Raw genomic sequence first — 20,999 nt, 5'->3', positions numbered from 1 at the left:
CCATGCACTACACGATCCAGATCTTCGAGACCGCCGATGGCTTTGCCGCGCGCAACGACCCTGAGCGCCAGGCCGCCTACTGGGGCGGCACGATGGCCTATCTGCAGGCACTGAAGGACGGCGGCGTCTTCGTCAGTGGCGCGGGCCTGCAACCGCCGGCAACCGCCACGACGCTGCGCCGCGTCAAGGGTGAACTGGTGTTGCACGACGGCCCGGTGGCCGACACCAAGGAGATGCTGGGCGGCTACTTCGTCGTCGACGTGCCCGACCTGGATGCGGCGCTGAAGTGGGCGGCGCGCTTCCCGGACCGGCCGGGCATCGTCGTCGAGGTTCGGCCCAACCTGCCCCGTGACTGACGCCGTCGGCGCGGACGCGGCGCTGGCCGCCACGCTGCGGGCCGACCGCGCCCGCCTCGTCGCGCTGCTGGCCGCGCGCAGCCGCGACATTGCAGCCGCGGAAGACGCCGTAGCCGACGCGGCGCTGCAGGCACTTGCGAGCTGGCCGGCCCGAGGCGTGCCCGCCAACCCGGCGGCTTGGCTGCTCACGGTCGCCCGCAACCGCTGGCGCGACGAGCGCCGCCACGCGCAGGTGCACGACGCCTTCGCGCAGGACTGGCTGCACCTGCAAGCGCAGCCGGCCGATGCGGGCCCGACGCCGAGCGAAGCCGACTTCCCCGACGAGCGGCTGAAGCTGCTGTTCGTCTGCGCGCATCCCGCCATTGACCGTGCCGTGCACACGCCACTGATGCTGCAGGTCGTCATGGGCGTGCCGGTGGAGCGCATGGCGGGACTGTTTCTCGTCAGCCCGGCGGCGCTGGGCCAGCGGTTGTCGCGCGCCAAGACCAAGATCCGCGACGCCGGTATGGCCTTCGAGGTGCCCGCTGAACCGCAGCTGCCCGCGCGGCTGCCGGCGGTGCTGGACGCCCTCTATGGCGCCTATGGCCTGGCGTGGGAGGATGCCGCCGGCCCGCTGCCTGACGCGGTGGCGCTGGTGCGGCTGCTGGCCGAGCGGCTGCCGCAGCCGGAAGCGCTGGGCTTGCTCGCCTTGTTGCTGTTCTGCGAAAGCCGGCGCCGTGCGCGACGAGATGCCGACGGCGCCTTCGTGCCGCTGGACGAGCAGGACGTGCAGCGCTGGGACCGTGAACTGATGCAGCAGGCAGCCGACGTACTGGCTCATGCCAGTCGCGCCGGCCAGCTGGGCCGCTATCAGCTGGAGGCGGCCGTCCAGTCTGTCCACGCCCGCCGCGCCGACACCGGCCGCACGGACTGGCAGACGCTGACGCTGCTCTACCAGGGGCTGCTGTCGCGCTGGCCCACGCTGGGCCTGCAGCTGGGCCACATCGGCGCGCTGGCGCGCTGGCAGGGCGCCGAGGCCGCCTGGCCGTTGCTGGCAGCGCTGGACGACGCGCTCGTGGCCGACCACCAGCCCTACTGGGCGCTGCGCGCCGAGCTGCTGCAGCAACGCGGCGCCACCGGTGCCGCCGACGCCTACGGCCGGGCCGCAGCGCTGTGCCGCGACGACGCGATCCGGCGCTTCCTGCTGCGGCGCCGTGCCGCGGCAGAGGCCCGTTATGCTGCCGCACCACGGAGGCCTCAGGATGTGGATGACCCGACGGCAGGCATGGCTCACGACGGGCAGCCTGGCACTGACGCTGCCGACGCAAGCTGCGGCGGATGACCTGCAGCCGCTGCTGGACGCGCGGCTGAAACAGGACGGGGTGGCGTTGGCCGCGGGCCGTCTCGATGCCGGCCAGGCCCGGTTCGCCGGCGCCGCCAAGGTCGGCCCGCCGCCCGACGCCGACAGCCCGTTCGAGATCGGGTCCATCACGAAGACCTTCACCGCGCTGCTGCTGGCCGATGCCGTCGTGCGGCGCGAACTGGCGCTGACCGACGCCGTCGAGGCCGCGTTGCCCGATGGCCTGAGGCTGCGCGACAGCGTCGACCAGCCCATCCGCTGGGTGGACTTGGCGACGCACCGCTCCGGCCTGCCGCGGGTGGCGTCGAACATGCGCCCCGCGAACGCTGGCGACCCATACGCCGACTACGACTGGGCGGCGCTGCGCCTGTTCCTGAAGGGCTGGCAACCGCAGGTGCCGCGCGACAGCCGCTTTGAATACTCCAACCTCGGCTTCGGCCTGCTGGGCCATGCCCTGGCGCTACGCCAGGGCACCGACTACGCAACGCTGCTAACGCGGCGCGTGCTGCAGCCGCTGCGGCTGGAGGGGCACATCGGCTTTGCCCGGCCGGCGCTGCTGCAGGGGCATGACGCACAGGGCATGCCTGTGCCGGCCTGGCATTTCCAGAGCGCCGCTGCGGGCGCGGGGGCGCTGCACGGCTCGGCGCGAGGCCTGCTGCGCTACGCCGAGGTGGCGATGGGGCGCGACAACGGGCCGTTGCGCGAGGCCTTCGACCGGTGCCTGCGCCGGCATGCGGACGGGGCCGCGCCGATCAACCCTATCGGCCTGGCCTGGCTGCTGGCGCCGCTGAACGGCCGCACGCTCTTCAACCACGACGGTGGTACCGGCGGCTTCAGCAGTTCACTGTGGCTGGACCCGTCGCGCGGGCGCGCCGCCGTCGTGTTGGCCAATGCCCAAGTGCCGGTCGGCGATCTCGCGCTGCATCTGCTGGACCGCAGCGTGCCGCTGCGCTATCCGGCCGTCGTGCAGCAGGCGGTCATCGAGTTGCCGGCCGACCAGCTCCGGCCGCTGGCTGGCTCCTACGCGCTGAACCCGCAGTTCAAGCTCAGCGTGCGCGCCGATGGCGCGCGGCTCTTCGCGCAGGCGACGGGGCAGGGCGAGTTCGAGCTGTTCGCCAAGTCGCTGCGGCGCTTCTTTGCGAAGGTGACGCCGCTAGAGATCGAGTTCGACTCAGACGCTCGGGCGCTGACGTTGTTCCAGGGCGGCAACACGTTGCGCTTCGTCAGGGACTAGCGGCGGCGCAGGCGCGTTCGCCGCCATCTTCCCAGGCCTTGAGGAAGCGGCGCGTGGCGCCGAACGGCCCCGCCGGGACGGCGGTACCCCAGCGTGCTTCCCAGTCGCGTACGGCAGCCGCCTGGCCTTGCGCCTTGCCCGCGAGCATGCCCAGCACCAGGGCCTGCTCGCGCAGCGCAGGGGGGAGTTCCGCGGCCGGGCGGGCGAGCAGGCGGCTTGCGGCTGCCTCTGCGGCAGGCCAATCGCGCTGTACCGTCGCGTCGTAGAGCGCGAGCTGGTCATGCACCTTCGTCGGCAGGTCGGGGTGTTCACGTCGCCAGCCGGCCTGGTCCCACAGCGCGTGCTGTTCCGCTTCGGGCCCATGCGGGAGCAGGTTGTTGGCGAGGTTGGCCAGGTAGAGCATCAGGCTATCCGCGTCCAGCGGGGTCGAGGCGCGGCGATGCGTGAGGAGGGCGTCCACCTGCCGGTTCACGTCACTGCCGCGGGCCGCCGGTATGACGCGCCCGGCCCAACGGTCCAGCGCCCACAAGGCCTGCTGCCGGGCCTCGATCATTTGATCCGCCCGTACCGCCAGGCGGCCCTGCTCGCGGCCTGGCCGGGGGCGGCAGTCCAGCACCTGCAGCACGGGCGGGCCTGACGTGGCCAGCCGTTGCATCAATGCTGCGTTCGCGTTGGCAAAGCGCTCCTGGGGGGCCTGCAGGGAGACGGTCGGGAAGAAGTCGGAGTGCGCCGCGGCCTCGTTCAGGCGCACATAGGTGCGCAGCAGGGCCGAGCTGCCCAGGCGCCGCATCGCCAGGTCGCCGGGCGAGCCCATGCCGACACGACGCAGCTCGGCGGCGAGCAGCGGCTGGCGCCAGGGCTCGCCGCTGAGCGGCGGCAGCTCGGCGGTCGGGGCGAGGATGACCAGATCGGCTGAATTGGCGGCATAGACCTCGCTGTCCGGGAAGGACTGCAACAGCGCCGCGATCATCTGCGCCAGCAGCGGGTCCGACATCTCGTAGCTATGCACCCACTGCACCAGCATGCCGCCGGGCTTCAGGCTGGCGCGCACGCGGCGATAGAACTCGTGGGTGAACAGGCTGGCCACGCCGCTGACCCACGGGTTGGAAGGCTCGGAAATGATGACGTCGTACTGCCGCTGGCCGCGGGCGAAAAATTCCCGGGCATCCTCGAAATGCACCTTCGAGCGCGGGTCCTGGTAGGCGCGCGAGTTGTTCGGGGCCAGCATGCGGGCGCCTTCCCACATCGCGGGCTCGATTTCGATCGTGTCCACCCGCTTCGGCTTGTCGGACCCCAGTACTGCATGCGTGCTGAGCCCCGAACCCCAGCCGATGAGGGCCACGTCCTCTGGCCGTGGATGGGCTGCGAGCGGCAGCGCGGCGAGCATCATCATCGTGGACTCGTCGGGGCCGGGGCGCTGGACGAGGGGGCTGAGTGCGGCATCAGGCTTGCCATTGGTGGCGATGACGAGCTTGCCATGTTGTCGGACGACGGAAATGCTGGCAGTCGCGCCATCGCGATAGAACAGCAGCTCGCGTTGGTCCAGCTGGTCGGTGGCATATCGGAAAACACCGGCAGACTGCAGCAGCCGGTCCGGCAACCCCCATTGCAGCAGTGTCCCTAGGGTGCCGGCGCCCAGCAGGCCGGCTGCCGCGACGGCGGGCGTCCAGCGGCCCGGGCTCAACACGCGCAGGAGGGCCAGGCCGATGGCGAGGTCTAGCGCACCCGCCAGCAGCAGCATCAGGCTCACACCCATCAGCGGCATCAGACCGTGGGCGGCCACCAGCACGCCCAGGATCGCGCCCAGCGTGTTGGCCGCGTAGATCTGGCCAACCGCGCGTTCGCCCGCGCCCCGGCGCAGCAGCGCGGCCGTGAAGAGCGGCAGCGTCATGCCGGCGAAAAAGGCGGCCGGCACCATGATGACCATGGCAATGCTTGCGGTGGCGACGTTGTAGAGCACATACCCGGCCGCGCTGCGGGCCAACGCCGTCATCAGCCATGGCACCCAGTGGTAGGCGCTGCCCAGCACCGCGACGGACAGCATCGCGCACAGCGCCATCAGCACCTGGACGATGCCGGCATAGCGGACGAGGTCCGCGATGCGGTCGCCGACCTGCCGCACCCACAACCCGCCCAACGCCAGCCCCAGGATGAAGGCGGACAGCATCAGCTCGAAGCTGTGCAGGCTGCTGCCGAGCGCCTGGTTGAGCATGCGCACCCAGCCCAGCTCGTAGGCGAACGATGCAGCGCTGGAGAGGAATGTCGCCGCCAGAAGCGCATGCAGCAGCCGGCCCGGCGCGGCGGCGGATGGTGTGGGTTGGGGCCCAGTGCCGGATTCCGGCCCATGCATCCCACGCGCGGCGGCGCAGCTGAGCGCGGCGACCGCCAGGTTGAGCCAGCCCGCCGCCGTCAGCGCTCCCGGCATGCCCCAGCGTGGCAGCAGCACGAAGGTGGCCAACAGCGCACCCAGCGCAGCACCCAGGCCGTTGATGAAGTACAGGCCGCCCAGGGTGCGGCCTTGGGCGCTGCCGGGAAGGCGGAGCACACCGGCGGCCATCAGCGGGAACGTGGCGCCCAGCAGCACGGTTTGCGGCGTGATCAGCAGCGCTGCGCTCAGCCACTGCCAGAGCGCGGCACCGCCTGCACTGCCGATGGCCGGCAGCACTGTCGCCTCGCTCCACTGCGTCACGGCCAGGAAGACGCCGTGGAAGGCCAGGCCCAGCAAGCCGATCAGGGTTTCCACACTGGCGTAGGCCATCACCGGCCGATGCAGCCGCGTCGTGATGCGACTGACGACCCATGCGCCGAGGGCCATGCCGCCCATGAACATCATCAGCACCAGCGACTGGGCATAGGCCGCGTGTCCGAGGGTGAGCCCGAGGTAATGCGTCCAGATGGACTGGTAGATCAGCGCCGCGCAGCCAGACAGCAGAAAGGCAAGTTGCAGCAATGCGTTGATGGCGTTCATCAGACCTTATCGTTTGTCTGCCAGCTGACGAGATCGAGCGCCCCGGCCATGCGCGCCGCCGCACCGCGGTGGGCGGCTGAGAAACCGAGCGCCTGCGTTGCCATCGCGGTGCGGGCCGGTGCGTCGGCACACAGTGCGACGCCGCGCGAGACGGCCTCGGGCAGCGAGGCGCAGCGCTGGGCGGCTCCGGCCGCCAGCGCCAGCTCGGTGGCTTCGGCGAAATTGAAGGTGTGGGGCCCGGCCAGGACCGGGCAGCCGCAGGCGGCAGCCTCGATGAGGTTCTGCCCGCCCAGCGGCTCGAAGCTGCCGCCCAGCAGCGCCACGGCGGCGAGGCCGTAGTACAGCGGCATCTCACGCATCGAGTCGCCCAGCCAGACGTCGGCCTGCTGCGCCTCGGGCGGCGGTTCGTCGCCCCAGCGGCTGCGACGGGCGAGCGTGAAGCCCGTGCCTTCGACGAGCGCGGCGATCTCGTCGAAGCGCTGCGGGTGGCGCGGCACGATGGCCAGCAGGGGGCGAGGCTGGGGCTGCCTGGCCCACTCGGCCAGCAGTGCCGCCTCCTCTCCTTCGCGGCTGACGGCTAGCATGAGCACCGGCCGCCCAACCTGTGTCGCCCATACCCGGCCCCGTGCGATGAGCGAGGCATCGATGGCGATGTCGTACTTCAGGTTGCCGGCCACCTCCACGCGAGGAGCGCCGATGGCGCGCAGCCGTGCGGCGTCGGCCTCGGTCTGGGCGAGGGCCAGCGTCATGCGCCGGGCCGCAGGCCGCATCAGCGCCGCAAAGCGCAGGCCCTGGCGCAGGCTCTTCTCGGAAAGCCGCGCGTTGGCCAGCACCATGGGCAGCCGCGCCGCGCGGGCCTCGCACTGTAGCGTCGGCCACACTTCGGTTTCCATCAACACGCCGATGCGCGGTTGCCAGTGGCGCAGGAAGCGCCTCACCGCGCCAGGCGTGTCATAGGGCAGCCAGGCCTGTGCGTCGCCGTCGCGCAGCAGCACCTGGCCGGCCTCGCGGCCGGTGGCGGTGGAATGGGTCAGCAGCAGCCGCAGGCCCGGCTCGCGTTCGCGCAGCGCGGCGATGAGCGCACTGGCCGCACGCGTCTCGCCCAGGGACACCGCATGGATCCACAGCCGGCCCGGCGCGGGCAGGACGCCGCGGGGATAGAAGCCCAGTCGTTCGCCCAGCGCATGGCGGTACAGCGGCTCCTGTGCGCCGCGTCGCCACAGCCTCAGCAGGTAGAACGGCGTCAGCAGTCGCAGCACGGCCGCGTAGGCCGCGCTGGCGAGCCACTCGGTCATTGGCGGAGCGGGCGGGAAGCTGAGTTCCTCGGCCACAGCATGTAGAGCAGCGGCCCGCCCAGCGGCATGCAGAGGAACACCACGAACCAGATGCGAGGCTGGTCGTGGCGCAGCACATGGCCAATGGCGAGCAGGGCTGGCACGATGTAGAGCAGCAGCGCGCCTAGCATCGCGACGACCAAGCCGAAGCCGCTCATGGCGTGCTCAGTGGCCGGCGGCGAAGGTCGCGTCGGGCTTCACGCGCTTGAGCTGGGCCAGCACGTCGTGCTGGATGCGCTCCAGCGCCTCGGGCGTATGGCCCTCGAAGCGCAGCACCAGCACCGGTGTCGTGTTGGACGGGCGGATCAGGCCGAAGCCGTCGGCGTACTCGAAGCGCATGCCGTCGATGGTGTTGATCTCCAGCGCGCCGGGCAAGTCCTTCAGGCCGACGAGCGCCTTAAGCTGCTTGACGACCTCATGGTGCTCGCCTTCGGCGCACGGCACGTTGATCTCGGGCGTGTTGAAACTGTTGGGCAGCGCCTGCAGCGTGGCGCTCGGGTCTGCGAAGCGGGACAGGATCTCCAACATGCGGCCGGCGGTGTACATCGCGTCGTCGAAGCCGTACCAGCGCTCGGCGAAGAAGATATGGCCCGACAGCTCGCCGGCCAGTGGCGCACCGGTTTCCTTCAGCTTGGCCTTGGCGAGCGAGTGGCCCGTCATCCACATCAGCGGCTTGCCGCCGTGCTCCTTGATCCACGGCGCCAGGCGCTGTGTGCACTTGACATCGAAGATGATCTCAGCGCCAGGCTGGCGCTTGAGGATGTCCGCCGCGATCAGCATGATCTGGCGGTCCGGCATGATCATCTCGCCGTCCTTCGTGACGATGCCGAGGCGGTCGCCGTCGCCGTCGAAGGCCAGGCCCAATTCGGCGTCGGTCGCGTGGACGATGCGCTTGAGGTCTTCCAGATTCTCGGGGCGGGACGGATCGGGGTGGTGGTTGGGGAAGTCGCCGTCGACCTTGGAGAAGATGTCGATGACCTCGCAGCCGAGTGCGCGCAGGATGGCTGGGGCGGAGGCACCGGGGATGCCGTTGCCGCTGTCGACGACGATCTTCATCGGGCGCGACAGCTTGCAGTCCTTGACGATGCGGGCAGCGTACTCGGGCACGATGTCCATCTGGCCCACGCGGCCCTTGCCGGTGGCGTAGTCCTCGGCTTCGATGCGGCGGCGCAGGCCCTGGATCTGCTCGCCGTAGACGGCGGCGCCCTGCAGCACCATCTTGAAGCCGTTGTAGTCCTTCGGGTTGTGGCTGCCGGTGACCTGGATGCCCGACGTGCAGCCATGCTTGCCGCGCGTGGCAGCGACGTAATAGAGCATGGGCGTCGTCACGGCGCCGATGTCCACGACGTCGAGGCCGGTGGAGGCGATGCCGCGGATCAGCGCGGCGCCAAGGCCCGGGCCCGACAGGCGGCCATCGCGGCCGACAGCCACGGCCTTCTCGCCCAACGCCTTGGCCTCGGTGCCGAAGGCGCGGCCCAGGTGCTCGGCGAGCTCCTCGTTCAAGGTCTGGCCGACGACGCCACGGATGTCGTAGGCCTTGAAGATGGAAGCGTGAACCTGCATGGATGCCCTCGAAAGCTGGGTTTGAAAATCGCGGCGGATTGTAGGCAGCCCCCTGGGCTGTCCATCCGTCGGCCGCGCCGTCGATCCGTCACTCATGCAAGGGGCATGCCGCCGACGCTTCCTACACTCGCCGGCCATGAGCTTCAAAGAAGAGTTGACCCAGGCCTTGCGTCGCCGCAGGACGCTGATGAAGCAGCGCCCCGACCGCCTGCACGTCCGCGTGGTGATCTACGCTGCGTGGATGCTGGCGTTCGGCCTGTCCTTTGCCGTGTTCGGCGGCATCCAGGCCGGTAACCTCGGCACCGCGGCGTGGTGGCATGCCCAACTGCCCGCCAACCTGCTGGTCAGCGCCTGCGTGACGCTTTGCCAGTACGTTGGTTACCGCGGGCTGGAGCGGTTCGCGCCGCAGCGGTGGCTGGATGTCCTCAATGGCTTGCGCGACTGGCGCTACGGCCTGTTCTTCGCGTCGTTCTCCATCGTGCTGGCCCTGCTGGGCGTCGTCGTCGGCTTGAGTCTGGTCGAGACGGTCTGGAAAATGACCGAACCGCTGCCCCGCCTGCTGGGCCGCGCGGAGTTCTGGCGCCAGTTCCTGCTGATCTCGGCGCTCGTCTCCGGCGCGATGATGCTGCGCTATCGCGCCCGGCTGCACCGCGAGCAGCTGCAGGCCCGCGTCACTGAGGCGCAACTCAAGCTGCTGCAGGGCCAGATCGAGCCGCACTTCCTGTTCAACACGCTGGCCAACGTGCAGAGCCTCATCGACTTCGACCCCGCACGCGCAAAACTGATGCTGGAGCGCTTCACCGACTACCTGCGCGCCAGCCTCGGCCAGATGCGCGGCGAGGCGACGACGCTGGCCCAGGAGTTCGCGATGCTGGAAGCCTACCTCGGGCTCATGCAGCTGCGCATGGGCGACCGCTTGCGCGTGGCGATGTCGCTGCCCGCGGAGCTCGGCGCGCTGGCCGTGCCGCCGCTGCTGGTGCAGCCACTGGTGGAGAACGCCATCCATCACGGGCTGGAGCCGACGATTGCCGGCGGCACGGTCTCGGTCAGCGCCCGTACAGCCGACGGCCGCCTGTGGATCGAGGTGGCCGACGACGGCCAGGGGCTGGACGGCCCCAGGCGCCGCGGCGGCAACGGCATCGCGCTTGGCAACATCCGCGAGCGGCTGACCGCCCGTTTCGGCCCGACCGCCGGCCTCGAACTGCTGCCGCGCGACGGCGGCGGCACGCTTGCTCGCATTCAGATTCCCCACCCCGCTTCCGCCTGACCCATGAAGACCCCAACGACCGCCCTCATCGCCGACGACGAACCGCACCTCGCGCAATACCTCAAGGCCCAGCTCGCGCAGGCCTGGCCGGAGCTGCAGATCGTCAAGGTCGCCGTCAACGGCATCGAGGCCGCCGAGGCCATTGCCACGCTGCAGCCCGACATCGCTTTCCTCGACATCCAGATGCCGGGCCTCACCGGATTGGAAGTGGCGCAGGGCATCGAGGGGGGGACGCGTGTGGTCTTCGTCACCGCGTACGACCAGTACGCCGTTGACGCCTTCGAGGCCCGCGCGGTGGATTACTTGCTCAAGCCTCTGAAGGCCGAGCGTCTGGCCGCCTGCGTGCAGCGGCTGCGCGAGGTGTCCACGACGGCCGACAGCGCGCTGGCCGAGACGCTCAAGCGCCTGCTGCCGGCCGCCGCCCAGGCGCCGGTCCGCTTGCGCTACATCCGCGCCGGCCAGGGCGAGCTGATGCACCAGGTGCCGGTGGACGATGTGCTGTTTTTCCACGCCGACGACAAGTACACCATCGTGCAGACGACGACGGCCGAGCACCTGATCCGCACGCCGATCTTCGAGCTGGCCGGCCAGCTGGATCCCGACCGCTTCTGGCAGGTGCACCGCTCCACGATCATCAACCTGGACCATCTGGCCGGCACACGGCGCGACGAGCAGAGCCGGCTGTTCGTGCGCGTCAGGGGCCAGTCACGCGAGCTGCCGGTCAGCCGCGCCTATGTGCATTTGTTCAAGGCCATGTGAACCTGGGGGCGCTAGAGTCGGCGCCCATGGCTCCGTCGCTCCGCCGCATGCTGGTCTTGGCCGTAGCCGCGCTGCTGGGCGCCGGCGCGCAGGCCGAGCCGGGCCTGCAATGGGTGGCCGGCGACCTGCCGCCCTTCGCTTCCGCCGGCGACGATCGACCGCGCGGCTATGCGCATGACCTAGCGATGGCCATGGCGGCGCGGCTGGGGCGGTCGATCGAGGTGCAATACGTGCCCTGGGCTCGCGCCGTGCGCATGGCGGAGCAGGGGCCCGACATCGGCATCTTTCCGCTGGCCCGCACGCCGGACCGCGAGACCCGCTTCCAGTGGCTGCTGCCGCTGATGCCGGTGCGCTTCGGCATCTATGGCCGGGCGGGCGCCAAGCAGCTCGATCTGCCGGCGCTGCGCCAGCTGCGTGTCGGCGTGCTGCGCGGCTCGCTGCTCACGACCAACCTGCGCGTAGCCGGCTTCGTTAACATCGTCGAGGGCAAGGACTACCGGGATCTGCTGCGGCGCCTGCATCACGGCATGCTGGACGCCGTCTATGCCGGGACGCCGATGCTCGAGGCGGCCATGGACGACTACGGTCAGCCGCGCAACCGCTTCATGCTGCACACGACGCTCGGCGGCGCAACGCTCTACATGGCCGCGTCGCGAGACCTGGCCGCCGACGAGGCGGAGCGATGGATCACGGCCTACCGGCAGCTCGAGAGCGACGGCACCGTCGCTCAGCTCCGCCGCCGCTACCTGCACTGAACGATTGGGTGCCCGGCAGCGGCATGTCCGAAAACTGCCAGAACCTGGCAGGGGCGCTGCCTAGACTGGCGGCATGCTGATCGACACCCTCCCACCCGACGCCGCCTACGCCGCGCTGCAGGCGCATGACGCACGCTTCGACGGCCGGCTCTACGTGGGCGTCACGTCGACCGGCATCTACTGCCGCCCCGTCTGCCGCGTGCGTCTACCGCGGCGTGAGAACTGCCGCTTCTTCGCGACCGCCGCGCAGGCCGAGGCCGAGCGCTTTCGCCCCTGCATGAAGTGCCGGCCGGAGCTCGCGCCGCGCGCATTGCCGTGGACGACGATGGACGCCTCGCGGACGCTGGCCCAGCAGGCCGCCGCGTGGCTGGACTCCTGCGACGACGCCGACGCCAGCGTCGAGGACCTGGCGAGGCACCTGGGCATCACGAGCCGCCACCTGCGGCGCATCTTTCAGGCAGAGCATGGCGTATCGCCATTGCAATATTTGCAGACACGGCGCCTGCTGCTGGCCAAGGCCCTGCTGACCGACAGCACGCTGGCCGTCCAGGAGGTTGCGTTTGCGGCCGGCTTCGCCAGCCTGCGCCGCTTCAACGCGGCCTTCCTGGAGCACTACCGCCTGCAACCCACGGCGCTGCGCCGCGAGGGCAGCACCGCGCCGCCGGCATCTCGTTTGCGGCTGGGCTACCGAGAGCCCTACGACGCGGCCGGCGTGCTGGACTTCCTGGCGCCGCGGGCCGTGGCCGGCGTCGAGCGGGTGGAGCAGGGCGCTATCACGCGGACCGTGGCGCTGGTGCATGCGGGCCGGCGCCATGCCGGCTGGCTGCGCGTGGATTTCGACAAGCCGGGCGAGGCGGGTGTGTCGCTGTCACCAGAGCTGTGGCCGGCAGTGGGCTCGCTGCTTCCGCTGGTGCGCCGCTGGCTGGACCTGGACGCCGACCCTGCCGCCATCACCGCCGCGCTGGGCGACGGTGCCGTGCCTGGCCAGCGGCTACCGGGCTGCCTGGATCGCTTCGAGCTAGCCGTGCGCGCCGTGCTGGGCCAGCAGGTGACGGTAGCCGCGGCGCGCACCCTGGCGGGCCGCTTCGTCGAGCGGTTCGGCGAGCCGCTGGCCGAGGCGCCCGAAGGCTGCGGCCGGCTGTTCCCAACGCCCGAGCGCATCGCCGCCGCGACGCGGGACGAGATCGCGTCGCTCGGCATCATCGGCCGCCGCGCCGACAGCCTCGTCGCGCTGGCGCAGGCCTGGCCGCAGCTGTCGTTTGCCCGGCGCGAGGGCCCGCCGGAGGCGGCCGCGGAGGCGCTCACGCAGATCCCCGGCATCGGCCCGTGGACAGCCAGCTACATGCTGATGCGTGGCTGGAGCTGGCCCGATGCCTTCCCGCCCGGCGACGTGGTGCTGCGCAAGGCACTCGGTGCCGGCGGGCCCCTCTCGCCCAAGGCCTACCTGGAGGCCGCGGAGCGCTACCGGCCCTTCCGCAGCTACGCCGTGCTGCATCTCTGGAGACACGCATGACCCTGCATCACCGGCTGCAACGCCGTATCGCCACGCCGCTGGGGCCGTTGACGGCAGCGCGTAGTGCCACGGGCCTGTCCGGCCTGTGGTTCGACGACCAGAAGCACCACCCCGGCCCGCTGGACGTGCCCGTGGACGACGGCGCCGACCCGGTGCTGGCCGCCACGGCCGACGCGCTGGCCGCCTACTTCGGCGGACAGTCGTTCACATTGCCGCCGTTGGACCCGGCCGGCACGGCGTTCCAGCGCGCGGTGTGGCAGGCGCTGCTCGACATCCCGCCCGGCACGCCGGCCACCTACGGCCGCCTAGCCGAGCGGCTTGGCCGCGCGCAGGGGGCTCGGGCGCTCGGCGCGGCCGTGGGCCGCAACCCGATCTCCATCCTCATTCCCTGCCACCGTGTCATCGGCGCCGACGGCTCGCTGACCGGCTATGCCGGCGGGCTGGCGCGCAAGCAGGCGCTGCTGGCGCTGGAGGGCGGCGCGGCATGAAGGCCTTCGACCTGGCCGAGTTGACGCTGCTGGCGGCGCTGTGGGGTGCGTCCTTCCTGTTCATGCGTCTTGGCGCGCCGGACTTTGGCCCGGTGCCACTGGCTGCCGTGCGTGTCAGCCTGGCCAGCCTGATGCTGCTGCCGCTGCTTGCCCGCCGCGGCCAGCTGGCCGTGCTGCGCACGCACTGGCGCGGGCTGCTGCTGGTGGGGGCGCTGAACAGCGCCATCCCGTTCGCGCTGTTCTCATTCGCGGCGCTGGCCATCACGGCGGGGCTGTCCAGCATTGTCAATGCGACGACGCCGCTGTGGACGGCCGTCGTCGCCTTCGTCTGGCTGCGCCAGGGCTTGACGCGGTGGCGGGTTGCAGGCCTCGTCATCGGCTTTGCCGGCGTGGCGTTCCTGGCGTGGGACAAGGCCAGCTTCAAGCCGGGCGCAGACCACGGCGGTTTCTGGGCCGTGCTGGCCTGCGCCATGGCGACGCTGTGCTACGGCATCGCGGCCAACGCGACAAAACGGATGCTCGGTGGCGTGCCGCCGCTGGCCGTGGCCGCCGGCAGCCAGATCGCGGCGGCGCTGCTGCTCGCGGTGCCGGCACTTTGGCTGCGGCCGGCGGCGCTGCCCGGCGGCATCGCCTGGGGCAGCGCGGTCGCGCTTGCGGGGCTGTGCACGGCGCTGGCCTACGTCCTGTACTTCCGGTTGATGAGCCGCGTGGGGCCGACGAATGCGGTGTCGGTGACCTTCCTCATCCCGCTGTTCGCGATGCTGTGGGGCGCGCTGTTCCTGGGCGAGGGCGTCACGGCGCAGATGGTGGCCGGCGGCGCCGTCGTGCTGGTGGGCATTGCGCTGGCGCTGGGGGTGGTCGGCCCGCGGCCGCGGTGACGTGGTAGCGTGCGGGCCCCGCGGCTGGTAGCGCTACCTTCTGGGTGGCCGGCGCGGTGAAAGTAACGGAGACTGCATTGACCACCCCCTTCCGAATCCGCCGCTGGGCCGCTGCCCTCGGCTTGCTGGCCGCGCCCTGGCTCGCCGGCCCCGCCACTGCACAGCCGTCCGGCGGTCCCTACGGCCCCGTGCCGCAACGCTATGCCGTGCCCAAGGCGGCCCATGTCTACTACGTCGCGCCCGACGGCCAGGCCGACGCGGCCGGCACGCAGCTGAATGCGCCGACGACGATCGAGGCGGCCATCGCCCGCGTCGTCACCGGCGACGTCATCGTCATGCGCGGCGGCACCTACCGCACCGGTGGGCTTGAGCTGAACCAGGGCATCGCCATCCAGCCCTACCTGGACGAGAAGCCGGTGCTCAAGGGCACGCGCGTGGCCGCCGACTGGGAGGCGCTGCCTCATGGCGTCTGGCGCACGAAATGGGCCACGCTGTTCCCGGCCGGGCCGCTCGGCTGGTGGCAGCGCAAGCTTGAAGGCACGAAGACACCGCTGCACCGCTTCAACAACGACATGGTGTTCGTCGACGGCGAAGCGCTAGCCTCGGCGGGCTGGGAGGGTGAACTGGCTGGCGGCAAGAGCTTCTACGTCGACTACGACAAGGGCTACGTCTACATCGGCGTGAACCCGGCCGGCCGCACCGTCGAGATCACGGCGCACGACATCGCGCTGCACCGGCCGTCGCGGCCGGTTAACGGCAAGGCGCCGGACCGCATCGGTCCGCAGCTGCGCGGCCTGACGTTCACGCAGTACGCCTACCGCGCCATCGACATCGAGGGCAAGAAGCCGTCGACGCCCGTCTCGGAGGAGCCCACTGATGACCCGGTCGGCCCGTCGCCCGAGAGCGCGCATGGCAAGGAGGTCGTCGGCACGCTGCTGGAGAACGTGACCATCAGCCACTGCTCGCGCGTGGCCGGCTACTTCCGTGGCGACAAGCTCGTCATCCGCAACTCGCTCATCAGCGACACGGGCACGGAAGGCATCTACGTCATCGGCTCGTCCGACGCGCTGCTGGAGCGCAACCTGATCCGCCGCAACAACGTCGAGAAGCTCACCGGCTACTACCCATCGGCCGTGAAGATCTTCAACCAGAGCTACCGCGTGACGGTGCGCGACAACCTCATCGTCGAGCAGCCGTACTCCAACGGCGTCTGGTACGACGTGGGCAACATCGACGGCGTCTTCGTCAACAACTACGTCGAGGGCGCGATGGCCGGGCTGTTCTTCGAGATCAGCAAAGGCATCACCGTCGCCGGCAATGTGTTCGTCAACAACCAGCAGGGCGTGCGCATCCTCAACAGCGCGGGCGCCAAGGTGCTGCACAACACGTTCGTCAACTCGCAGGTGCTGATCGATCGCAACGAGCGCAGCGCGCAGGGCGACCACTTCGGCTGGCATCCGCAGACCGGGCCGGACGTCAACGAGCGCGTGGGCCATGTCTTCGAGGGCAACCTGCTGGTGGCTGATGCCAGCGTCAAGGGCCCGCTGCTGCGCTTCGAGCAGGCCCCCGTCACCTGCGGCCAGGTCACGCAGGCGCCGTCCACGCGCGTGGACGGCAACGTCTACCTGCGTGCCGGCACCGGCCAGCCGCTGGTGAGCTGGGCGCCCGTCACCGGCAGTGCCTGCCAGGCGACGTACGCGACGCTGGAGGAGTTCCGCCAGGGCGTGCCAGGCGTCGAGGCCGTGGGTCGCGCGTTCATCGGCGATGACGGCACCGTCTTCCGCAGCGTCGAGCTGCGCCGCTTCGAACTGGCCCGCGTGCCGGACGGCGTGCAGCCGCTGCCTGTCTCGCCGGAACTGCGCCGGCTGCTGGGCTGGCCGGAAGCTCGCCACCTGCCCGGCGCATTGCCGGCCGTCAGCCCACGCTGAGGCCGCTGCCGGATTTGACGCGGCCGATGACGGCAGCGTCGAAGCCCGCGAAGGCCTGCATGACCGCGTCCAGCGCGTCCGGCGCGCAGGCCACCAGCAGGCCGCCGCTGGTCTGTGGGTCGCACAGCAGCGCGCGGTCGACGTCGGCCAGTGCGGTGTCGACGTCGCTGCCGTAGCTGGCCCAGTTGCGGCCCGAAGCGCCGGTGATGAAGCCTCGCTCCGCCAGCGCCCGCACGCCGGGCAGCAGCGGCACACGTGCCCAGTCGATGGACACTTTCATGCCGCTGCCGCGCGCCATCTCCAGCGCATGGCCGGCAAGGCCGAAGCCGGTCACGTCCGTCAGCGCATGCACGCCGTCCAGCGCGGCCAGCGCCGCACCGGGCGTGTTGAGCTTCGTCGTGCTGGCGATCAGCTGCGCATAGCCGGCGTCGTCCAGCGCGCCCTTCTTCAGCGCGGCTGAGTAGATGCCTACGCCCAGCGGCTTGCCCAGGACGAGCACATCGCCCGGCTGCGCGCCGGCGTTGCGCTTGACGCGGCCCGGGTTCACGAGGCCCAGCGCGACGAGGCCGTAGATAGGCTCGACCGAGTCGATCGTGTGCCCACCGGCCACCGGAATGCCTGCCGCCGCGCACACCGCCTGGCCGCCGGCGAGGATGCGGCCGATGGTCTGCGTTGACAGCTGCGCCACCGGCATGCCGACGAGGGCCAGCGCCAGGATGGGCCGACCGCCCATCGCGTAGACATCGCTGATCGCGTTCGTCGCGGCGATGCGGCCGAAGTCGAACGGGTCGTCGACGATGGGCATGAAGAAATCCGTCGTCGCGATCAGCGCCTGCTCGTCGTTGAGCCGGTAGACGGCGGCGTCGTCGGACGTCTCGATGCCCACCAGCAGCTCCGGCGGCACGACGCTGGCCGCGCCGCTGGCGCGCAGGATTTCAGACAGCACGCCCGGCGCGATCTTGCAGCCGCAGCCGCCGCCGTGGGAGAGGGAAGTCAGTCGGGGTTCAGTCATTTCGTGTTGGGTTCAGCCGCGTTCACACGGATGACGCGACGGGAGCGATTTTCGGTGTCTTCAAGCGACTCGCTGACGAGCCGGTTGTGCTGCTCCCAGTCCTCCGCACTGCGGATGATGCTGGGCTTGATCAGCACCACCAGCTCGCGCTTGCGGCCGCTGTTGGCGCGGTTGCCGAACAGCATGGAGGTCAGCGGATTGCCGTCGGCGCCCGGCACGCCCGAGCCGCGGCGCGACGCCTCCATCTGCATCAGCCCGCCGATGGCGACGATGTGGCCGTCGGGGATGCGCACGACGGTGTCGGTCTCGTTGACGCTGGCACTGGCCAGCGGCAGGCGGAAGTTGCCGATGGCGCCGAGGTCCACCTGCTTGACCTTCTCGGTCACGTTGGACACCGACGGATGGATGTGCAGCGTGATGGTATCGGCCGCGTCGATCTGCGGCGTCACGTCCAGCGCAATGCCACTGAAGAAGGGCGTCAGTGTCAGCGTCGGGATCTGGTTGGTGGTGCCTGTCGTGCCGGTGCTGCTGGTGGCGTTGTTGCTGTTGCTGCCGCTGATGCCGGTGATGAAGTAGTCGTCGGTGCCGACCTTCAGCACGGCCTTCTGGTTGTTCAGCGTGGCGATACGCGGGCTGGACAGGATCTGCGTGTCGCCATGGCTCTCGATGAAGCTCAGCAGCGCCTGGAAGCCGCCACGCGTGAGCGCCAGACCCAGCGTTCCGCCGCCGGCGGACGGCACGGGGATGAGGTCCGACCAGGAGGGCTGCTGCGTGCCGGTGGACAGCGTCGGGAAACCGCGGCTGTTGCTCACCAGCGGGTTGACGATGCTGTTGACGCCACTCGGGATGGACGGGTTCACGCTCGTCTGGCCGACGACGCCGCGGCTGCCGATGTTGGACCAGTCGATGCCGCTCTGGTAGCCCTCGCGCAACTCGACCTCGACGATCTTGGCCTCCAGCATGACCTGGCGCTCCACCGCCATGCGCGTGGCCTTGAGCCAGGCTTCGACATGGCGCAGCTCCTCGGGCATCGCGCGGACGGCAACCGTGCCCGTCTGCGGGCTCGTGATGACGGTGCGGCCCTCGCCGTTGCCCACCAGTGCCGCCAGGGCGGTGGCCGTCTCGGCCCAGAAGTCATTGGCGACTTTGGTGCTGAGCTGGCTGCTTTCCTGCTGCAGCACCGTGTTGCTGCCGCCGGTGGTGCCCGCCGCTGCCGGCGTGTTGCCGCTGCCGTTCTGGCTGCTGACCGGCGCGGCGCCGGAGCTCACGCGCACCTCGCTGCGTCCGCTGCGCTGCAGGGCCAGCGCATTGATCGTGAACACGCGCGTCTGCAGCGTGGGCGGGAACACGGTGACGCGGCGCCCGTCGATCGCGTAGTCGAAGCCGTAGACCTCGCGGATCGCCTCCAGCGATTCGCGCAGCGTGACGCCCTTGAGCGTGACGGACAGCGTGCCCGACACGGCCGGATGCACCAGCATGCTGTAGCGCGTGTCGCTGACGAGGGACAGAAACACGTCGCGCGCATTGGCGCCGTTGACGATGAGGTCGAAGCGCGGCTCAGGCGGCAGCGCCGGTGCGGGTGCCGGCACTGGCAGGGCCACGGCCTCCGGTGCAGAGGCTGCGGCCGGCGGGACCGGGGCGGCGCGCTGGGCCTGCAGCGCCTCGCGCATCGACTGGCTGGGTTGTGCCACCTGCAGCGGCCGGTCGGCACAGCCGGCCAGCAGCGCCGTGGCGCCGAGCAGCCAGGGCTGCAGCCACAGCGCCAGCGGCGATGCCACTGGCGCTGCCTGGGGGACGGGAGCCTTCATGGCTGCTTCTCCTTGGATGTCTTGGCGGCGGGCGGGCGTTTCTCTACGCCGCCATACAGCGGTTCACGGCGCAGCTGGCCGCCCTCGCGCAGCCAGACGGCCTGCTCGGTGACGCGCTCGATGCGAGCGCCGTCCAGCAGCTCGCCTACGCCGTAGCGCCGGCCGCGCTGCACGACGTAGCCGCGGCCCTGTACGAAAACGACCTGCCGGATGGCGGTGTCTGCTGCGTTGGCGCCGGCCGGCGCGGAAGCTGCCGCTGCCGCCATCGCGCTGCGCAGCGACGGCGGCAGCGCGGTCGGGTCGCGGGCGGTCTGCTGGGCCGTGGCCGGCAGGGCGGCGAGCAGCAGCGTCGCGATGACGGGCGACAGCCTCGGCGGGCGCCCTGCAGGTGGTCTCATGGCTGCACTTTCAACAGGTGGACCTGCGCGGTGAGGCGGGGCGGCTCGTCGCCGCTGCCGGCGGTCAGGCGCATTTCGCCCCAGCGAAGGCCAGGCAGCTGGCGCTCCAGCGCCTGCACGTAGTGCTGCAGGTCGCCATAGCGGCCCTGCACCTGCAGCTCCACGCCTTGCCAGGCCAGGGCTGGCATGTCGGTGGTCGTGCGCACGCTGGCGGCCATGGCCGACGCGGGGCCAGGCATGGCGCCGGATGTCGAGGCGACGGGCGTGTCGGCCAGCAGGCGCAGCCGTTCCAGCACGAGGCCGGGCTGGCGGGCCAGCAGCCGCTGCAGCACGGTGGGCAGCCCGTCACCTTCGTCGGCCGAGCCGGCGGCACGCAGCTCGGCGTCCAGCCGCTCGCGCGTGGCCCGGGCCGTGTCGAGGCGGCGGCGCAGCGCATCGCCTGGGTCGCCGTGGTTGCGGCTGTCGGCGACGAACTGCTCGCGCAGCTGGGCCACTTCGGCGGCCTGCTGCTGCGCGGCCTCGCCACGCTGGCGGGCGCGCGCGGACAGCGGCGTCAGCACCAGTGTGTCGAAGAGCGCGGCCAGCACCGCAACGATGCCGAGGAACATGATGGCCCGCTCGCGCAGGCTCAGCGCGTCGATGCGGCGGGCCTGGCGCTGCCAGCGAGCCTTTAGCGGCGCGAGCTGCCGGCGCAGCGGCGCCGTGTGGATGGAGGTTGGGGTGCTCATCGCGGTACCCCCGAGGCCGGCCTGGCCGGTTCGCTGACGACGCGGAAAGCCCAGACCGGCAGGCCGCTGGCGGACAGCGCGGCACCGTTTTCCAGCAGCGGCGGATTGCCGGCCTCGGCCGTCGGCGTACCGAGCCGCTCCACGCGAAGCGCCGACAGCTCCTGACCGGCCAGCAGCGGTTGCGCTGCCAGTTGCGCCAGCCACGGGCGCAGCACGTCGGTGTCCAGCGTGCCGCCCACCATTTCCACGTGGCCAGGCGTGTAGCGCAGCTCGCCGAGCCAGGCCGGGGCCGGCAGGCTGCGTGCGAGCAGGTCGAGCAGGTCGGAGTGGCGCTGGCCGGGCCGGCCCGCGTGCCCGCTCAGCGCCTGCAGCAACGCGGCGCGCTCGGCATTGCCGGCTTCCAGGGCCAGGACCTGCTGCTGCAGCGCTGCGGCGTCCTGCGGTGCGGGCAGGTTGGCGCGCGCGACGGCCAACGACTGCCGCTCCGCGGCGAGCCGTGCCAGCAACTGCTGGTGATCGCGCTCGGCCGCGCGGTCGCGCTGCTGCAGCCATGCCGCGAGCGCAACACCCGCCACCAACAGCACGCCGGCGGCCTGCAGCAGCATGAGCGCCGAGAAGTGGCGCCTGGGCGTCAGCAGGATGGGCGTGAGGAGATTGATCTGCTGGGCCAT

The 20,999-nt window shown here is 71.0% G+C and carries 19 protein-coding genes; 10 read left to right on the top strand and 9 right to left on the bottom strand.

Annotated features, from left to right (window positions below):
- Positions 1 to 2: 2 nt before the first annotated feature.
- Genes LXT13_RS15880 through LXT13_RS15870 form a run of 3 tightly spaced genes read left to right on the top strand, consistent with a single transcriptional unit; the run spans position 3 to position 2,929 of the window.
- On the top strand, positions 3 to 356 hold the full coding sequence (locus LXT13_RS15880) for a YciI family protein (protein WP_233372943.1): 354 nt from the start codon (positions 3 to 5) through the stop codon (positions 354 to 356).
- Positions 349 to 1,677 (top strand): RNA polymerase sigma factor, encoded by a 1,329-nt coding sequence (locus LXT13_RS15875; protein ID WP_233372942.1) that lies wholly within the window; start codon positions 349 to 351, stop codon positions 1,675 to 1,677. The genes LXT13_RS15880 and LXT13_RS15875 overlap by 8 nt, the downstream gene beginning before the upstream one ends.
- A complete protein-coding gene (locus tag LXT13_RS15870; RefSeq protein ID WP_233372941.1) occupies positions 1,598 to 2,929 on the top strand; it encodes a beta-lactamase family protein in 1,332 nt (443 codons plus the stop codon). The genes LXT13_RS15875 and LXT13_RS15870 overlap by 80 nt, the downstream gene beginning before the upstream one ends.
- Here the strand turns inward: LXT13_RS15870 and LXT13_RS15865 are convergent.
- Genes LXT13_RS15865 through LXT13_RS15850 form a run of 4 tightly spaced genes read right to left on the bottom strand, consistent with a single transcriptional unit; the run spans position 2,919 to position 8,794 of the window.
- Positions 2,919 to 5,897 (bottom strand): spermine/spermidine synthase domain-containing protein, encoded by a 2,979-nt coding sequence (locus tag LXT13_RS15865; protein WP_233372940.1) that lies wholly within the window; start codon positions 5,895 to 5,897, stop codon positions 2,919 to 2,921. The genes LXT13_RS15870 and LXT13_RS15865 overlap by 11 nt on opposite strands.
- Entirely contained in the window at positions 5,897 to 7,192 is a 1,296-nt protein-coding gene (locus LXT13_RS15860; RefSeq protein WP_233372939.1) for a 3-deoxy-D-manno-octulosonic acid transferase, read from the bottom strand. The genes LXT13_RS15865 and LXT13_RS15860 overlap by 1 nt, the downstream gene beginning before the upstream one ends.
- Positions 7,189 to 7,389, bottom strand: a complete 201-nt coding sequence (locus LXT13_RS15855; protein ID WP_233372938.1) for a hypothetical protein — start codon at positions 7,387 to 7,389, stop codon at positions 7,189 to 7,191. The genes LXT13_RS15860 and LXT13_RS15855 overlap by 4 nt, the downstream gene beginning before the upstream one ends.
- A 7-nt stretch (positions 7,390 to 7,396) precedes the next feature.
- Positions 7,397 to 8,794 carry a phosphomannomutase/phosphoglucomutase gene (locus tag LXT13_RS15850; RefSeq protein WP_233372937.1) on the bottom strand — a complete coding sequence of 466 codons (1,398 nt, stop codon included), beginning with the start codon at positions 8,792 to 8,794 and terminating at the stop codon, positions 7,397 to 7,399.
- A gap of 136 nt (positions 8,795 to 8,930) precedes the next feature.
- On the opposite strand from LXT13_RS15850, the gene LXT13_RS15845 reads away from it, so the two are divergent.
- The 7 genes from LXT13_RS15845 (at position 8,931) to LXT13_RS15815 (ending at position 16,382) form a co-directional block, all read left to right on the top strand.
- Positions 8,931 to 10,061: a sensor histidine kinase gene (locus LXT13_RS15845; protein ID WP_233372936.1), complete on the top strand. Its 1,131-nt coding sequence runs from the start codon at positions 8,931 to 8,933 to the stop codon at positions 10,059 to 10,061.
- A 3-nt stretch (positions 10,062 to 10,064) separates the two neighbouring features.
- Entirely contained in the window at positions 10,065 to 10,820 is a 756-nt protein-coding gene (locus LXT13_RS15840; protein WP_233372935.1) for a LytR/AlgR family response regulator transcription factor, read from the top strand.
- Between the two features lie 26 nt (positions 10,821 to 10,846).
- The gene (locus LXT13_RS15835) at positions 10,847 to 11,575 is read left to right on the top strand and encodes a substrate-binding periplasmic protein (RefSeq protein ID WP_233372934.1); all 729 of its coding nucleotides are present in this window, start codon (positions 10,847 to 10,849) and stop codon (positions 11,573 to 11,575) included.
- A 73-nt stretch (positions 11,576 to 11,648) separates the two neighbouring features.
- On the top strand, positions 11,649 to 13,088 hold the full coding sequence (locus tag LXT13_RS15830) for an Ada metal-binding domain-containing protein (RefSeq protein ID WP_233372933.1): 1,440 nt from the start codon (positions 11,649 to 11,651) through the stop codon (positions 13,086 to 13,088).
- Entirely contained in the window at positions 13,085 to 13,576 is a 492-nt protein-coding gene (locus LXT13_RS15825) for a methylated-DNA--[protein]-cysteine S-methyltransferase (RefSeq protein ID WP_233372932.1), read from the top strand. The genes LXT13_RS15830 and LXT13_RS15825 overlap by 4 nt, the downstream gene beginning before the upstream one ends.
- Positions 13,573 to 14,454 carry a DMT family transporter gene (locus tag LXT13_RS15820; protein WP_233372931.1) on the top strand — a complete coding sequence of 294 codons (882 nt, stop codon included), beginning with the start codon at positions 13,573 to 13,575 and terminating at the stop codon, positions 14,452 to 14,454. The genes LXT13_RS15825 and LXT13_RS15820 overlap by 4 nt, the downstream gene beginning before the upstream one ends.
- 77 nt (positions 14,455 to 14,531) lie before the next feature.
- The gene (locus LXT13_RS15815) at positions 14,532 to 16,382 is read left to right on the top strand and encodes a right-handed parallel beta-helix repeat-containing protein (RefSeq protein WP_233372930.1); all 1,851 of its coding nucleotides are present in this window, start codon (positions 14,532 to 14,534) and stop codon (positions 16,380 to 16,382) included.
- Here LXT13_RS15815 and selD read toward each other — a convergent pair.
- Genes selD through LXT13_RS15790 form a run of 5 tightly spaced genes read right to left on the bottom strand, consistent with a single transcriptional unit; the run spans position 16,369 to position 20,999 of the window.
- Positions 16,369 to 17,394 carry a selenide, water dikinase SelD gene (gene selD, locus LXT13_RS15810; protein WP_233372929.1) on the bottom strand — a complete coding sequence of 342 codons (1,026 nt, stop codon included), beginning with the start codon at positions 17,392 to 17,394 and terminating at the stop codon, positions 16,369 to 16,371. The genes LXT13_RS15815 and selD overlap by 14 nt on opposite strands.
- The gene (locus tag LXT13_RS15805) at positions 17,391 to 19,202 is read right to left on the bottom strand and encodes a secretin N-terminal domain-containing protein (RefSeq protein ID WP_233372928.1); all 1,812 of its coding nucleotides are present in this window, start codon (positions 19,200 to 19,202) and stop codon (positions 17,391 to 17,393) included. The genes selD and LXT13_RS15805 overlap by 4 nt, the downstream gene beginning before the upstream one ends.
- Complete coding sequence (locus tag LXT13_RS15800) at positions 19,199 to 19,600, bottom strand: hypothetical protein (protein ID WP_233372927.1); 402 nt, start codon at positions 19,598 to 19,600, stop codon at positions 19,199 to 19,201. Before LXT13_RS15800 ends, LXT13_RS15805 begins: the two co-directional genes overlap by 4 nt.
- Positions 19,597 to 20,328 (bottom strand): hypothetical protein, encoded by a 732-nt coding sequence (locus LXT13_RS15795; protein WP_233372926.1) that lies wholly within the window; start codon positions 20,326 to 20,328, stop codon positions 19,597 to 19,599. Before LXT13_RS15795 ends, LXT13_RS15800 begins: the two co-directional genes overlap by 4 nt.
- Positions 20,325 to 20,999, bottom strand: coding sequence for a hypothetical protein (locus tag LXT13_RS15790; RefSeq protein ID WP_233372925.1), 675 nt, complete (start codon positions 20,997 to 20,999; stop codon positions 20,325 to 20,327). The genes LXT13_RS15795 and LXT13_RS15790 overlap by 4 nt, the downstream gene beginning before the upstream one ends.

This window comes from Pelomonas cellulosilytica, assembly GCF_021353265.1.
Classification (GTDB): Bacteria; Pseudomonadota; Gammaproteobacteria; order Burkholderiales; family Burkholderiaceae_C; genus Pelomonas; species Pelomonas cellulosilytica.
Note: the sequence above shows the minus strand (reverse complement) of the source record. Positions and strands in the feature narration are given on the sequence as shown.